The 12,806-nt window shown below is 60.2% G+C and carries 14 protein-coding genes; 8 read left to right on the top strand and 6 right to left on the bottom strand.

Translation table 11 applies throughout. The features are described 5' to 3' along the window. Positions 1 to 48 precede the first annotated feature (48 nt). The 4 genes from ACYQ3S_RS02530 (at position 49) to ACYQ3S_RS02515 (ending at position 4,126) form a co-directional block, all read left to right on the top strand. Complete coding sequence (locus ACYQ3S_RS02530) at positions 49 to 723, top strand: response regulator transcription factor (protein WP_459687179.1); 675 nt, start codon at positions 49 to 51, stop codon at positions 721 to 723. After that, positions 720 to 2,096, top strand: a complete 1,377-nt coding sequence (locus ACYQ3S_RS02525; RefSeq protein ID WP_459687178.1) for a sensor histidine kinase — start codon at positions 720 to 722, stop codon at positions 2,094 to 2,096. Before ACYQ3S_RS02530 ends, ACYQ3S_RS02525 begins: the two co-directional genes overlap by 4 nt. Before the next feature lie 89 nt (positions 2,097 to 2,185). Further along, positions 2,186 to 3,016 (top strand): PepSY domain-containing protein, encoded by an 831-nt coding sequence (locus tag ACYQ3S_RS02520; protein ID WP_459687177.1) that lies wholly within the window; start codon positions 2,186 to 2,188, stop codon positions 3,014 to 3,016. A 30-nt stretch (positions 3,017 to 3,046) separates the two neighbouring features. Next, the gene (locus ACYQ3S_RS02515; protein ID WP_459687176.1) at positions 3,047 to 4,126 is read left to right on the top strand and encodes a PepSY domain-containing protein; all 1,080 of its coding nucleotides are present in this window, start codon (positions 3,047 to 3,049) and stop codon (positions 4,124 to 4,126) included. Between the two features lie 48 nt (positions 4,127 to 4,174). Here the strand turns inward: ACYQ3S_RS02515 and ACYQ3S_RS02510 are convergent, their stop codons facing one another. The 5 genes from ACYQ3S_RS02510 to gpr form a co-directional block, all read right to left on the bottom strand. After that, positions 4,175 to 5,026 (bottom strand): hypothetical protein, encoded by an 852-nt coding sequence (locus ACYQ3S_RS02510; RefSeq protein ID WP_459687175.1) that lies wholly within the window; start codon positions 5,024 to 5,026, stop codon positions 4,175 to 4,177. Continuing rightward, positions 5,019 to 5,657 (bottom strand): Ger(x)C family spore germination protein, encoded by a 639-nt coding sequence (locus ACYQ3S_RS02505; protein WP_459687174.1) that lies wholly within the window; start codon positions 5,655 to 5,657, stop codon positions 5,019 to 5,021. The genes ACYQ3S_RS02510 and ACYQ3S_RS02505 overlap by 8 nt, the downstream gene beginning before the upstream one ends. Next, entirely contained in the window at positions 5,654 to 7,111 is a 1,458-nt protein-coding gene (locus ACYQ3S_RS02500) for a spore germination protein (RefSeq protein WP_459687173.1), read from the bottom strand. The genes ACYQ3S_RS02505 and ACYQ3S_RS02500 overlap by 4 nt, the downstream gene beginning before the upstream one ends. Positions 7,112 to 7,157: 46 nt before the next feature. After that, entirely contained in the window at positions 7,158 to 8,219 is a 1,062-nt protein-coding gene (gene spoIIP / locus ACYQ3S_RS02495; protein ID WP_459687172.1) for a stage II sporulation protein P, read from the bottom strand. Positions 8,220 to 8,295: 76 nt separating this feature from the next. Continuing rightward, a complete protein-coding gene (gpr, locus tag ACYQ3S_RS02490; RefSeq protein ID WP_459687171.1) occupies positions 8,296 to 9,183 on the bottom strand; it encodes a GPR endopeptidase in 888 nt (295 codons plus the stop codon). Between the two features lie 214 nt (positions 9,184 to 9,397). On the opposite strand from gpr, the gene rpsT reads away from it, so the two are divergent. From rpsT to ACYQ3S_RS02470, 4 genes are all read left to right on the top strand, one after another. Beyond that, on the top strand, positions 9,398 to 9,661 hold the full coding sequence (rpsT, locus tag ACYQ3S_RS02485) for a 30S ribosomal protein S20 (RefSeq protein WP_054326254.1): 264 nt from the start codon (positions 9,398 to 9,400) through the stop codon (positions 9,659 to 9,661). A 189-nt stretch (positions 9,662 to 9,850) separates the two neighbouring features. After that, positions 9,851 to 10,135 carry an autorepressor SdpR family transcription factor gene (locus tag ACYQ3S_RS02480; RefSeq protein ID WP_459687170.1) on the top strand — a complete coding sequence of 95 codons (285 nt, stop codon included), beginning with the start codon at positions 9,851 to 9,853 and terminating at the stop codon, positions 10,133 to 10,135. Then, positions 10,119 to 10,775 (top strand): SdpI family protein, encoded by a 657-nt coding sequence (locus ACYQ3S_RS02475; RefSeq protein WP_459687169.1) that lies wholly within the window; start codon positions 10,119 to 10,121, stop codon positions 10,773 to 10,775. Before ACYQ3S_RS02480 ends, ACYQ3S_RS02475 begins: the two co-directional genes overlap by 17 nt. Positions 10,776 to 11,096: 321 nt before the next feature. Then, positions 11,097 to 12,194: an S-layer homology domain-containing protein gene (locus tag ACYQ3S_RS02470; RefSeq protein ID WP_459687168.1), complete on the top strand. Its 1,098-nt coding sequence runs from the start codon at positions 11,097 to 11,099 to the stop codon at positions 12,192 to 12,194. Between the two features lie 194 nt (positions 12,195 to 12,388). Here ACYQ3S_RS02470 and ACYQ3S_RS02465 read toward each other — a convergent pair whose 3' ends face one another. Beyond that, a complete protein-coding gene (locus ACYQ3S_RS02465; protein ID WP_459687167.1) occupies positions 12,389 to 12,796 on the bottom strand; it encodes an acyl-CoA thioesterase in 408 nt (135 codons plus the stop codon). Positions 12,797 to 12,806 lie beyond the last annotated feature (10 nt).

Genomic DNA, 12,806 nt, shown 5'->3' with positions numbered 1-12,806 from the left:
AGAAATATACTATAATAGATTCAGCCGAAACGATAAGGAGGGGCGGCAATGCGTATTTTGGTTGCAGAGGACGAGCGCGACCTCAACCGGCTGATCTGTCAAACGCTGGAGCGCGCCGGCTACAGCGTGGATACCTGCTATGACGGCGAGGCCGCGCTGGACAACCTGCTGGGGGCGGAATATGACTGCCTGCTGCTGGATATCATGATGCCGAAACAGGACGGGCATGCCGTGCTGCGTGCGGTGCGTGCGCAGGGGAGTACGGTGCCGGTTATTTTCCTGACCGCGCGGGACAGCGTGCAGGACCGGATTGAGGGGCTGGACCTTGGTGCGGACGACTATCTGGTCAAGCCGTTTGATTTTGACGAGCTGCTCGCCCGAATCCGCGCGGCAACGCGGAAATACAGCGTGCAGAAAACCAGCGTGCTGACGCTGGCCGACCTGACGGTGGATACCGGCAGCCGCACGGTCACGCGCGGCGGGAAGGAGCTCCGGCTGTCCGCCAAGGAATATGCCATCCTGCAATACCTGATGCAGCATAAGGGGACGGTCATTTCGCGCGCCCGCCTGGAGGACCATATCTGGAATTACGACTATGCGGGCGGCTCGAACGTGGTGGACGTCTATATCACCTATCTGCGCAAGAAGATCGACGGAGGGTTTGATAAAAAGCTCCTCCATACGGTCCGCGGCGCGGGCTGGATATTAAAGGAGGAGCCGTGAAGCATCTTTCCGTCAAGCAGAAGCTCACGCTGTGGATCACGCTGCTCATGCTGCTGCTCAGCACGCTGGTGCTGGGGTTCATGGTGGCGGTCAGCAGCTCGGTGGTGACAGAGAACGCTTACGACCAACTGACAAGCGCGGTGCAGAACAACCTGTCCGGCATCTCGCGGGAGAACGGCAGCCTGAAATTCAGCGAAGGGTTTTCCTTTACCAACAACGGCGTTTATACCGTCATATACAGTGACAGCGGCGCGCTGCTCGCGGGGCAGCTCCCACTGGCTTTTCCCGAGGGGACGGCATTTGAAAACGGCGCCATCCGGCCGGTGCAGGGGGTGGACGACAGTTATTATGCGCTTGACCTGTGGCTGCCGTTCGGATGGCAGGACGGCGTCTGGGTGCGCGGCATCCTGCCCGCGCCTGATATCGCTGATGTGCTGGACGACCTGGTCGGCATCGCGCTGCTGCTCCTGCCGCTGATGGTCGTGGTGAGCGGGCTGGGGGCATACCTGCTCGCGCGCTCGACCTTCCGGCCGATCGGGCGCATCATCCAGGCGGCGGAGGCAATCGGCGAGGGGCGCGACCTGTCGCGCCGCATCGGGCTGCCGCCCGGGCGGGATGAGATCAGCCGTCTGGGACAGGCGTTCGACAATATGTTCGCCCGCCTGGAGGCTTCCTTTGAATCCGAAAAGCAGTTTACCTCGGACGCCTCGCATGAGCTGCGCACACCGACCGCGGTCATCCTCGCCCAGTGCGACTATGCCCGCAAGCACGCGGAGGACCCCGCGCAGTACGCGCAGGCGGTCGAGGTGATCGAACGGCAGGCCGGCAAAATGTCCGCGCTGATCAGCCAGCTTCTGCAGATGACCCGCCTGGAGCAGGGGACGCAGCGCGCCTGCTTTGAGCAGGCGGATCTGAGCAGCCTGGTGGAAGTCGTTTGCACGGAGCAGCCCGCGTTTCCCAAGGATATCACCCTGCAGGCCGATATCCAGCCGGAGGTCGAAGCCTGCTTCGATGTCACGCTGATCAGCCGCCTGCTGCAAAACCTGATCGATAATGCCGTGCGGTATGGCAGGCAGGGCGGCCACATCTGGGTCACGCTGCGCAGGGAAAAGAAGGATATTCTGCTCGCTGTGCGGGACGATGGCATCGGGATCGCTCAGGAACAGCAGGAGAAGATATGGCAGCGGTTTTACCAGGTGGACGCTTCGCGCGGCAGCGAGGGGGGAACCGGACTGGGGCTGACCATGGTGCGCCAGATCGCTGCCCTGCATGGTGGAACGGTCACGGTGGAAAGCGCGTCCGGACAGGGGAGCTGTTTTACTTTGCGATTTCCTGCGGAGAACCGTCCGGAAGCGGCCGGAACGGCCGGCTGAAAAATTTTCAGAAAAATTTACTTTTTTAATGTTCTTTTAATGTTGGGCTGGTATGCTGTATATGAACTCAAACGAAAGGTGTGAGCAGGATGAAAAAACAGCTTACCATTATGACCGCCTCGCTGGTGCTGGCCGCAACTCTGGCAGGCTGCGCGCAGCCCGCGCAAAGAAGCGCCGCTCATATGAACTATATCGGTGCGGACGCGGCGAAAAACATGGCGGCAGCGGACGCGCAGGTCGATGCCGCGAACGCGAGCTTTTCGAGCGCCGACCTGGGCGAAAAGAACGGGCTTTCCTACTATCAGGTGGATTTTACCGCAAATGGCAGAGAATATCACTATGCGATTGACGCGATGACGGGTACGGTCATTGAATCGAGCAGCGCGGCTTCGGCGCAGCAGACCACGGGTGCGGGCCAGCAGGCCGCAACGGCAGGCCAGCAGGCCGCTGCCGCGGGGCAGGTGGATGAAAACCAGGCCAAGCAGATCGCGCTCGACCACGCCGGCGTCGCGGAAAGCGATACGTCGTTTTTGTGGGTAAAGCCGGATTATGAGGATGGCATCGCGGTCTATGAAGTGGAATTCTACGTTGCGTCAACCAATACCGAGTATGACTATGAGATCGAGGCCGCAACCGGAAGCATCCGCAGCTACGATTACGACGCGGAAAATTACCAGCCGGGGCAGCAGGGCGTGACCGGAGGTGCGGGAGAGGCGAAAAGCGAGCAGGAGATCCGCGACATCGCGCTGGCCAAGGTGCCGGGGGCGACGGAAAAGGATATCCGCCTGAAGCTGGACCATGATGACGGCCGCCTGCTTTACGAAGGCAAGATCGTGTATCAGGGGATGGAATATGAATTTGAAATCGACGCTTACAGCGGAGCCATCCAGGAATGGGATGCAGAGTCGATTTTTGATTAAAACCAACCAAAATAAAAGGAGGACAATACAATGAAAAAACTGATCTGCACGATGACGCTTGCCGCGCTGCTTTGCGGTGCTGCCGGCGCAGCAAACGGCTCTTACACAGTGACCGCGGAGTTGAGTCCGGATATCACGGTCAAAATCGACGGCGTGGAGCGCGTATTCTATAACGCGCAGGGCAAAGAGGTCCACCCGATCAGCTATGCAGGCACCACCTATGTGCCGATCCGTTCGATCGGCGAACTGATGGACAAAAATGTAAACTGGGATGAAGCGACCAGCACGGCGACGATCGGCGGCACGCGCGTCACACCGGACGCCACCGGCACGCCGGACCGGAATGCGAGGGAGCAGGAGATATCCCTGCGCATGGAGCCGGGCTATACCATTGTGATCGATGGGGTCAAGCGCACGTTCTATGATGTGAATGGCAAACAGGTCGATCCTGCGCTGTATAATGGCTCCATTTATCTGCCCATCCGCGCAATCGGCGAGATCATGGGCAAAACGGTTTCCTGGAATGAAGCGACGGAAACGGTATTCCTTTCCAGTGGTTCGGCGGATGGCAGCGTGACGGATTTTGATACCGCTAACCCCACAAAGCCGACCAACCCTGTAAATCCCACGCAGCCCACCGGCTCGGTAACGCTGGAGCAGGCCAAGCAGACTGCGCTTGACCATGCGGGCAAAACGGCATCGCAGGTCACCTTTGTCAAGGCCCATCAGGATTTTGACGACGGCCGCTGGGTTTACGAGGTCGAATTCATCGTCCAGTCCGGCAGCGCGTATCTGGAATACGATTATGAGATCGACGCTTCAACCGGCAAGATCATCAGCTACGACTATGATGCGGAGGGCTATCAGCCCTCCGGCAGCGGGAATTCCGGCGCAGGCGTATCGGTCAGCGAGTCCACCGCCAAGCAGACCGCGCTGAACCGTGTACCCGGCGCGAGCGCATCCAATATCTACAAGTTCAAGCTGGATTTTGACGATGGTCGCTGGGAGTACGAGGGAACGATTATTTACAACCAGATGGAGTACGAGTTCACGATCGATGCGAACACCGGATCGATTGTCGAATGGGATGTGGAATCCATTTACGATTAAGGAGCGGACAAAAGGCTGGGAGCCGTATAAGTCTCCCAGCCTTTTTATCTATTGCTGCCGGTGTGCCGGACGGTCGGCCTCCTGGCCGAGCCGGAGGACGCCGTAGGAATGCGTGACCGGCAGAAGCAGCACACAGGCCAGAGCCGCGCAGCGTCCCAGCTCGCACAGCAGCAGGGGAACGGCGAAAAACACCTCGCCATGCCGCGCGAAATCGCCGATCGCGGCCAGGCCGGCCGCGGAAAAATTGGGGTAGGGCAGCAGCGCGGCGGTATGTGGGCCGAGCAGCAGGAGGGCGCGCAGGGAAAGCAGCGCGAGCAGCGCGCCGCCTGCGCTCAGCCCGCGGGAGGCAGCGCCGGCCAGCCCGTCCGGAAGCGCAAGCGAAAGCGCCAGCGCTGCAGGCAGCAGGGCGCGGAGGATTGCGCCGGCCTGCCCGAGCAGCGGAGCGGCGGGCGCCTCCCAATAGCTGATGCGAAGCTCGCCGAGCGTGAGGATGCCCGACAGTATCAGCACCGCGCCCGCGACCCACGCCACCGGCAGCGCCCACATGGCGCACCGGTTCAAGCCTGTCGTGGCGGTCAGGAGCGTACACACGGTCAGCAGCAGAATAAGGCTCCAAAGCGGGCGGGACGGAAACACGGTGTTCCGCAGGAAAAGCCCCATGCGCGCGAGGGACTGGGTCAGTGGCCAGAGCGCGAACAGTGCGAGCGCCCACTGCAATATACGGTACCGGCGCCAAAATGGCGCGATGCGCGCCCCGCCGGCACAGAGCAGCGCGCAGATCAGGCTGGCTAACGCGGCGGCATACATGGTCTGGCCATCGACCGGCAGATAAAGGAGTTCGCTGAGCGGCAGCAGCGCGAACAGCGCCGCGCCCCAGCGGGGAAACAGCCGCTCACGCATCTGCGCCGCCTCCGATCTCGCCGCCATCCAGGAAGCAGGAAAGGCGCTCCTCGGAAAAAACCGCCGTGCCTGCGGGGGCGGTCTGGCCGAATTCATCCAGATACAGCGCGGGCAGGATCGCGGTGCCGTTGGCGTGCAGCACCTCGGTGGCGCGGTAGAGCGGCATGTCGGGCAGCGTGCCGGACCGCGCCGCCTGGTCCAGCATTTCGCTGAGGGCGTAGACCTCGTCGTCGTTTTCCAGCAGCACATCCGCCGCGCCGCCGCGAACGACTGCAACGCGCAGGGAAAGGCGGACGTTGTTGTCCTCGCAAAGATAGTCCGCCAGGGGCAGGATGCTTTCCGAGGCCACGTCTTCCGAAATCAGAAGCACCTGTGCATGGCTGAGATACAGCTCGCCCGGCAGGATGTTGCGGAGATTGCGCACCAGCTCAGGCAGGTCGTGGCTGGTAACGGAAAGATAGGCGGGCGCCGCGGCGTCGTCCAGGCTGTCCTGCCGGACGACCTCGGCGGTGAGGCGGTAGCCCGCGTCGATCCGGTCGAGCGCCAGAGCCGATACGGGCGATACCTCGCGCGAGCAGCCGCACAGCAGCAGCAAAAGCAAGGGAAAAAGCAGCTTTCGAACGGTTTTCAAGGATTGTCCCCCTTTGCAGATTTTCGGCTTCGTTTGACCGGAAAACGGTCATACCGCATAAAGAACCAGGGGGAGCGGAGCCAGGCGTCCTCCTGTTCGGAACGGATACGCGGGACCAGATTGAGCAGATACGGGATGGAGCAGGAGTGCATGCGGCAGAGCCAGGCAAGAATGAGCGCAAGCGCAAGCCCCACGCCGTACAGGCCGTAGGCGGCCGCCGCGGCCAGCAGGGCAAAGCGCAGCCAGAGCGCAGCGGCCTGCAGCTTGGGGACCATCAATCCGGTCACGCCTGCGATCGCGACGACAATGACGGTGGGGGCGGCGGCGAAACGGGCGGATACGGCGGCTTGTCCGAGTACGAGGCCGCCGACGATGCTCATGGTCTGTCCCATGGCACCGGGGGTGCGCGCGCCGGCCTCCTTGAGCGCTTCCAGCACCAGCAACAGCAGAAGGGTCTCCCAGCCGATCGGCAGCGGCACGCCGCGCTGCGCGGCCGAAACCGCGAACAGCAGGCGGGCGGGTACCAGCTCCCGATGGTACAGCATCAGCGCGACATAGACCGCGGGAAAGGCGATCGTAAAGAAAAAGCCCAGGACGCGCAGCACCCGTGAGAGGTTGGCCTGCAGAAAGCTGATATAGTAGTCGTCATTGGACTGAAAGCATTCCTGGAACAGGAACGGTGCGGTCAGCACCACAGGGCTGCCGTCCACCACGAGCGCGCAGCGCCCTTCCAGCAGACGGGCGGCTACGACATCCGGCCGCTCGGTCGTACCCAGCGTCGGGAAGGGAGACCAGCGGTGATCCCGAATGCGTTCGGCCAGGTAGTTGGCATCCAGCACGCTGTCGATATCAAGCGATTCCAGCTTGCGGCGCAGGTGCGCGACCAGCTTTTGCTCGCACACGCCGGACAGATAGCAGAGACAGACGACCGTGTTGGTGCGCCTGCCCGCGCGCAGGAAGGTGAATTTCAGGCGCTTATCGTTCAGCCGGCGGCGAATCAGCGCAAGGTTGGGCATGAAGCACTCGGTAAAGCCCTCGCGCGGGCCGGAAAGCACCCGTTCGTTTTCCGGCTCGGAGGCGGACCGGACGGAAAACCCCTTGGTATTGACCACGACTGGCCGCGCGTCCCCCTCGGTGAACACGACTGAGTCGCCATAGAGGAAGGAGGCGAACAGCTTGCTGGTGTCGGTCTCCACGCGGCTGTCGTTTACCTGAAGGATGGTTTGGGAAAGCTCGTCGGCGGAGACGCGCTTGCAGTCCGAGCAGACGATCGGACGGATCACGCTCTGGTTGATGGCGATGGAGTTGACCATGCCGTCGAAAAAGAACACAGCGCAGGAAAGCCCCCTGTGACCTATGGCACGCCGGACCACAAAGGTATTATCCCCTTGAAAAATCGCCTGCATCAGGCGGATGTTGGTTTCAAGATCGGTGGAAAACGTTATTTTATCCATAGCTTCACCCCTTTGCCAGGGGTATTTTGCACCAAACCGCGAAAGCTTATGCACCGGTGAGGTCCTCGGCCAGCGTTTTGCCGAACAGGCGGATCGCCGCAAGCGCTTCGGGCATCGTATTGCCGGAGGAGCCGACCTCGACCAGCATTGAGCCCGGCCGCGCATGCTGGTTAAAGCGCTGGGTGCGCAGGTTGACCGGCCGCATCAGCCCGGGATAGGTGCGGTTGAGCTTATATTGCAGGCTGGCGACGTAATTGAGATTATCGCGCCAGTCCGGATGGGTCAGGCCGCCGTCGTCCGTGCCGACAACGAACATCAGCTGCGCCATTTCTTCCCCGTCGATCGTGCAGGAGGTTTTATAGGCGCGTCCATCGTCTGTCAGGATGGAATCGCGGTGTACGTCGATCACGATCTGGATGGAAGGGTATTCGGCCAGCGCCTCCTCTATCGCGGCGAGGGAGCGGTCATAAGAACCGGAATAGGCGGGGGAATCAAAAATATCGCGGATATGCACCGCCTGTATGCCGTTGGCCTCCAGAACCTTTTGCAGCTCGTCGCCGACGCGTACAACGTTGTATTTGGTATCGGTCGTGCGCTCGGTTTCGGTTGGCGTGTAGGGAAAGGCAGCGTCGGGCGTGTAGCTTTCGCTGCCGTGGGTATGTACGATCAACACCTGCGGGCCGTCCCCGTTGTCACGGATCGAGGCGTTGGCCGCGAGACAGGAGGCGACATCTACCTCATAAGAGGTTTCGTTGTTGATCGTGACGGTGGCCGCTTTATCGGCCGCGTGGAGGACGGGCGCGTCGTTTTCCTCCTCCAGCGGGATGTAGGCGCTTTCCGCGATCGGGTCTGACGCCTGTTCGTCGCGTGCTGCGGCCGCGGTGCGCGGGGCGAATACCTCGGTGGTTTCCGGAAAAAAGCCAAGCTCGAGGGAAACGGCGCGGGCGATGAAGCCTGTGTTGCCGGCCAGGCGGTCGAGCGCCTGCTGCGCCAGCTCCTCGCCGCCCGCGCGGGCGAACATCAGGAGCGATACGGCCAGACACAGGGCGACAGCGGCGGAAAGCTGTATGCCGCCCCGCCGCCGGTGTTTGGGTCTGCGTCTTCTCATATCCGCCACCTCCCTAAGTCTTGTCTCTATCATACGCGCGCCAGCGCGCGAGTATGACCGAATTGTGACGATTGTTTCAGGACAGATACAGGTCGATATCCGAAACGGTGAGATGCGGGTGCAGCGCCATGTTGACCGCGTAGCCGATCATACGGGAGATATCTGCGACCTCGCGGTCGATGTCGCGCGTGGTAATCATCACGGGACGGGAAAGGTCTTCCAGCGCTTCGCAGGTCGGCCCGCCAAGCTGCCCCGCGATCTCGTGCGCGAGCGTCGCGCCATCCACGACGGTTGGCACGCCGATAGCGATGACCGGCACGCCGAGCGTGTGTTCGTTCAACGCGGCGCGCGCGTTGCCCACGCCCGCGCCCGGCGTGATGCCGGTGTCCGCAAGCTGCACCGTGCGCAGCAGGCGTGAGAGGCGTCCGGCCGCCAGCGCGTCGATAGCGAGTACGGCCGAGGGTTGGATGCGGTCGAGGACGCCGCAAACCACCTCGCCCGTCTCAACGCCGGTTTGCCCCAGAACGCCGGGCGCCAGCGCGGAAACCGGACGCCAGGAAGAAAACACATCGGGTACCTGTTCGACCAGATGCCGTGTGGCAATCACATGGTCAGCCGCCTGCGGGCCGATCGCGTCCGGCGTAATCATGCGGTTGCCGAGTCCGGCGACCAGAACCGGGCCGTCCGGAGCCTGGGAGGGAAGCAGCTCGCGCAGCAGCGTACTCAGTGCGCGGCAGGCGCGGGGGAATGCGTCCTCCTCGCGGCGGATCAGCGCGTCCAGCTCCAGCGTCAGGTACCGGCCGCGCGGCTTGCCGATCTCCCGTGCCGCATGATCGGTGCGGATCTCTACCTCGTTGACGGAAAAACCCTCCAGCGTGCGCTCGGTCTGCCTGACCTGCCGGTGATCGGCGGCCTGGTCCATATTTTCGATCGCTTCGACCGCAAGGTCTGTGCGAAAAGACATGTCGCTCCCTCCTTTTTTCTGTAGTTTGCGAGAGGCGGCCGGTTTTATGCAGGGCGCGCGGGAAGAAAAGACGGCGCCTCGGCGCCGCTGTCAGGGCGGGAAAGCGGGTGGGAGAATTAAAATTCGAAAAAGAGGAAAAAATGCTTGCAATTTGAAAAAACTGATGGTAGAATAGAACTACTGACGAATAGAGAAAAAAGGAGGTGTTTTCGGAATGCCCAACATCAAGTCTGCAAAGAAGCGCGTCAAGGTGAACGCTGTCAAGGCGATGAACAACCAGATGGCGAAGAGCGCGCTCAAGACCACGCTGAAGAAGTTCGATACGGCCGTTGCTGCCGGCGATAAGGCGGAAGCGACTGTTGCTTATACGACTGCCGTCAAGGCGGTTGATCAGGCGGCTGCCAAGCACCTCCTGCATAAGAACAACGCGGCCAACAAGAAGAGCAAGATGACCGTTAAGCTCAACGGCATGGCGTAACCTGTGTTCCAAAATCCCAAGGCTTTTGCCTTGGGATTTTTTATTGCCGTAAATTAGCTTTGTGGACAGTCATTTAGAAAATCATCGAAATAATGCTTGACATTTTGGAGGAGGAATAGTATTCTTTATTTAGATAATTATCTAAATAAAATGCAGGCGCGGCTATGCGCCGGAAAGAGGTGTGCGGAAATGGGGTTCCAGAAAAGCTTTAAGGCGCTCAGCGACCCAATCCGGCGGGATATCCTTGCGCTGCTGCGCGCGGGTCCGATGGCGGCAGGTGATATCGCAGCCCATTTTCAGGTTTCCGGAGCGACGGTTTCGCATCATTTGTCGATTCTGCGTGACGCGGGGCTGGTGCTGGACGATAAACAGGGGAAGTACATCTACTATGAACTCAACATGTCTGTGGTCGACGAGATCCTGGAATGGGTCACGGCATTGAAAGGTGGAGATAAGCATGAAAAAAATCAGTAAAGCCCAAATTTTTGTCTGGATATTGGCGCTGGTGCCGCTGGTGCTGGCTGCGGCGGTATACGGCAGGCTGCCAGCGCAGATCCCGATGAGCTGGGATTTCGGCGGCGAGGTGGGCTACGAGCCGAAGTGGCACCTGTGGCTGATTGCGGGTCTGTCGCCGCTGCTGGCGGCGCTGTTCTATGGTATGCCGGCGCTCGACCCGAAGAGGCGCAATTATAATAAGTTTTTCGGGTCCTATATCGGCTTCCAGCTCATGATGATGCTGTTCCTGATTATCATGAACGGCATCTGTGTGGTTGAGGGACTGCGCCCGGGTACGGTCAATGTGGCGATGGCGGTATGTCTGGTGGTCAGCCTGGTCATGGTGTATGTGGGGAATATGATGCCCAAAATCCGCATGAACTGGTACTGCGGCATCAAAAATCCGTGGACATTGTCCAGTGAAGCGGTATGGACACGCACACACCGCATTGGCGGCCGCATGTTTTTCGCGGCAGGCATGGTCGGCCTGCTGGGCGCGTTTATACCCAATAATACGGCGCGGATCGCGCTGCTGTTCGGGCCGCTGCTGCTGGCGGCACTGGTGCCGACCGTGCTGAGCTACCTGTGGTTCCGCGCGGAGCAAAGGGAGCGGGCATGAAACGCCTCCTGATTTACCTGGTCACGACCTTTGGGCTGACATGGACGTTTTGAAGCATTGGCGTCAGCGGACCGGTTGTGATGGGGATGCCCGTTGCGGAGCTGGCTGCGGCGGATTGTCTGCAAAATGTCGTCCATCTGGGGAAAATGCAGGAAAAATAGCGGGAAATGGCGTGTGAAAAGCTGGTAACAAAGGCAGAGGTGACATTTTTAGTCAAGTTTTAACTTGTCAAGTGGGGAGCAATGTGTTATAATCTTGCAGTAAGTTTGCATGGGTGGTGAATACAACCCATGTTTTCAACCTTACGGCAAGGAGAAGATTATGACAAGAACGCGTAAGCTGGCAGCGTTGCTGCTGCTTGTTGCCGTCGTTGCGGTGAGCGTGCTGACTGCGGCGCTCGCGACGGACAACACAAAGACCTATGCGTATTTGCCCGATCACTCAGTTTATTTTTATGATGTTGCAGAGGGCTACGCATGGGCTCACCGCGAGATCGATACGCTGGCGATGAACGGCGTTGTCAAGGGCGGGGGGAACCATCTGTTCTATCCGGGCAACTCTATCACACGCGCGGATTTCATCGTTATGCTGGATCGGGCGTACGGCATGAGCGAGGCGCTGGACAGCGGTGCGATCGCGTCTCAGGGAAGCTTTGCCGATGTGCCGCAGGATGCCTATTACAGCAAGGCGGTGACCGCGGCCAAGGCCTTTGGCGTGGCGAACGGGACAGCGGATAACCGCTTCCTGCCCAGCCGGCCCATGACGCGCGAGGACGCGATGGTGTTTCTCAAGCGCACGATCGACCGCACCCAGCTCGACCTGAGTGCCGGCTCGCTCGCGGGCTTTTCGGATGCCGGTCAGGTTGCCGTGTATGCAGCGGATTCCGTCAGCGCGCTGGTGGCCGCAAAGGTGATCGGCGGCTCGGATGGCAGGCTGAACCCCAAGATGAACGTCACGCGCGCGGAGATGGCGGTCATGCTGTACCGCGCCACCCATTTGCGCGAGCAGGGCGGCGGCGCAGTCTATCAGGCCCGCGGCGATATTGTTAACGTCTGCATCGGCGCGCAGAGCTACTGCGACGTGGTGATTGAGAATTATGACCCGACCGTCCATTATGGCGAGCTGATGCGCTATTCCATGCTGCGGCAGGAAAACGGCGTAATGTATATTACGCTGGAGGAGAACCAGTCGATCGACCGGACGGGCGTTTATACCGCCGGCCAGCTTGTGCTGGACCATCAGGCCGGCGAGGGAGCGGGGACTACCGCTTATCCGGTCGCCGCAAACTGCGTGGCAATTGATGTGTCGCAGCCCTATCATCAGATAAAATCGCCGGTCAGTACGGGCAGTATTTACAACTACTGCTACCCTTCCATCGTAAACGGAGAAGTGACCGTCATTTATTATACCCGTCCGTAAACAGCAGATCCATCGGAAAATCCGGTGGATCTTTTTTTGTTCAGAGAGGCTTGACTCTGACACGTTGTAAGGGGCCATACTGGCCGTGAGCGCAAAAAAACACGGATATCTGTGAAAGGAGAACAATCATCCGGTCCGCCAAAAGCAGGCATAAAAGAAAAGCAGCCGTACCGGTAAGTACGGCTGCTTGCTTTTTATAACTGTGCGGCAAATACTCGGTCGAGCGCGGGCCAGCTCCGCTTCAGTGAGACGGGACGCCCCTCGCGCCCCATAAAGCAGTGCCGGCTTTCTCCCTCGCAGCGCAGCTCGCCGGTCTGCGCGTCGCGCACCTCATACCGCAGCGCCATGCGGACGCCGTTGTATTCGATGATACGCGCGGAGATTGACACCACATCTCCAAAATGCGCCATGGTTTTGTATTTGCAGCAGACCTCGAGCACCGGACTGCCGAAGCCCTCGGCCTCGATGCGGTTGTATCCGTAACCGAGCTGTTCGAGCAGGTCGACGCGGGCTTCCTCGAACCAACGGATATAGTTGGAGTGATGGACGATGCCCATACCGTCTGTCTCGTAATATTGGACCTTGTGTTCATAGGGGGTCATGGAAAACGCT

The sequence above is a fragment of the Agathobaculum sp. TL06 genome (genome assembly GCF_054658635.1).
This window is presented reverse-complemented; position numbering and strand designations above follow the sequence as displayed.

Excerpts from the sequence above, each read along its gene's own strand:
- ACYQ3S_RS02500 (WP_459687173.1), bottom strand. The coding sequence starts at position 7,111 with ATGGATAAAATAACGTTTTCCACCGATCTTGAAACCAACATCCGCCTG.
- ACYQ3S_RS02520 (WP_459687177.1), top strand. The coding sequence starts at position 2,186 with ATGAAAAAACAGCTTACCATTATGACCGCCTCGCTGGTGCTGGCCGCA.
- spoIIP (WP_459687172.1), bottom strand. The coding sequence starts at position 8,219 with ATGAGAAGACGCAGACCCAAACACCGGCGGCGGGGCGGCATACAGCTT.
- gpr (WP_459687171.1), bottom strand. The coding sequence starts at position 9,183 with ATGTCTTTTCGCACAGACCTTGCGGTCGAAGCGATCGAAAATATGGAC.
- ACYQ3S_RS02480 (WP_459687170.1), top strand. The coding sequence starts at position 9,851 with ATGGGGTTCCAGAAAAGCTTTAAGGCGCTCAGCGACCCAATCCGGCGG.
- ACYQ3S_RS02530 (WP_459687179.1), top strand. The coding sequence starts at position 49 with ATGCGTATTTTGGTTGCAGAGGACGAGCGCGACCTCAACCGGCTGATC.
- ACYQ3S_RS02465 (WP_459687167.1), bottom strand. The coding sequence starts at position 12,796 with ATGACCCCCTATGAACACAAGGTCCAATATTACGAGACAGACGGTATG.
- ACYQ3S_RS02475 (WP_459687169.1), top strand. The coding sequence starts at position 10,119 with ATGAAAAAAATCAGTAAAGCCCAAATTTTTGTCTGGATATTGGCGCTG.
- ACYQ3S_RS02510 (WP_459687175.1), bottom strand. The coding sequence starts at position 5,026 with ATGCGTGAGCGGCTGTTTCCCCGCTGGGGCGCGGCGCTGTTCGCGCTG.
- rpsT (WP_054326254.1), top strand. The coding sequence starts at position 9,398 with ATGCCCAACATCAAGTCTGCAAAGAAGCGCGTCAAGGTGAACGCTGTC.
- ACYQ3S_RS02515 (WP_459687176.1), top strand. The coding sequence starts at position 3,047 with ATGAAAAAACTGATCTGCACGATGACGCTTGCCGCGCTGCTTTGCGGT.
- ACYQ3S_RS02470 (WP_459687168.1), top strand. The coding sequence starts at position 11,097 with ATGACAAGAACGCGTAAGCTGGCAGCGTTGCTGCTGCTTGTTGCCGTC.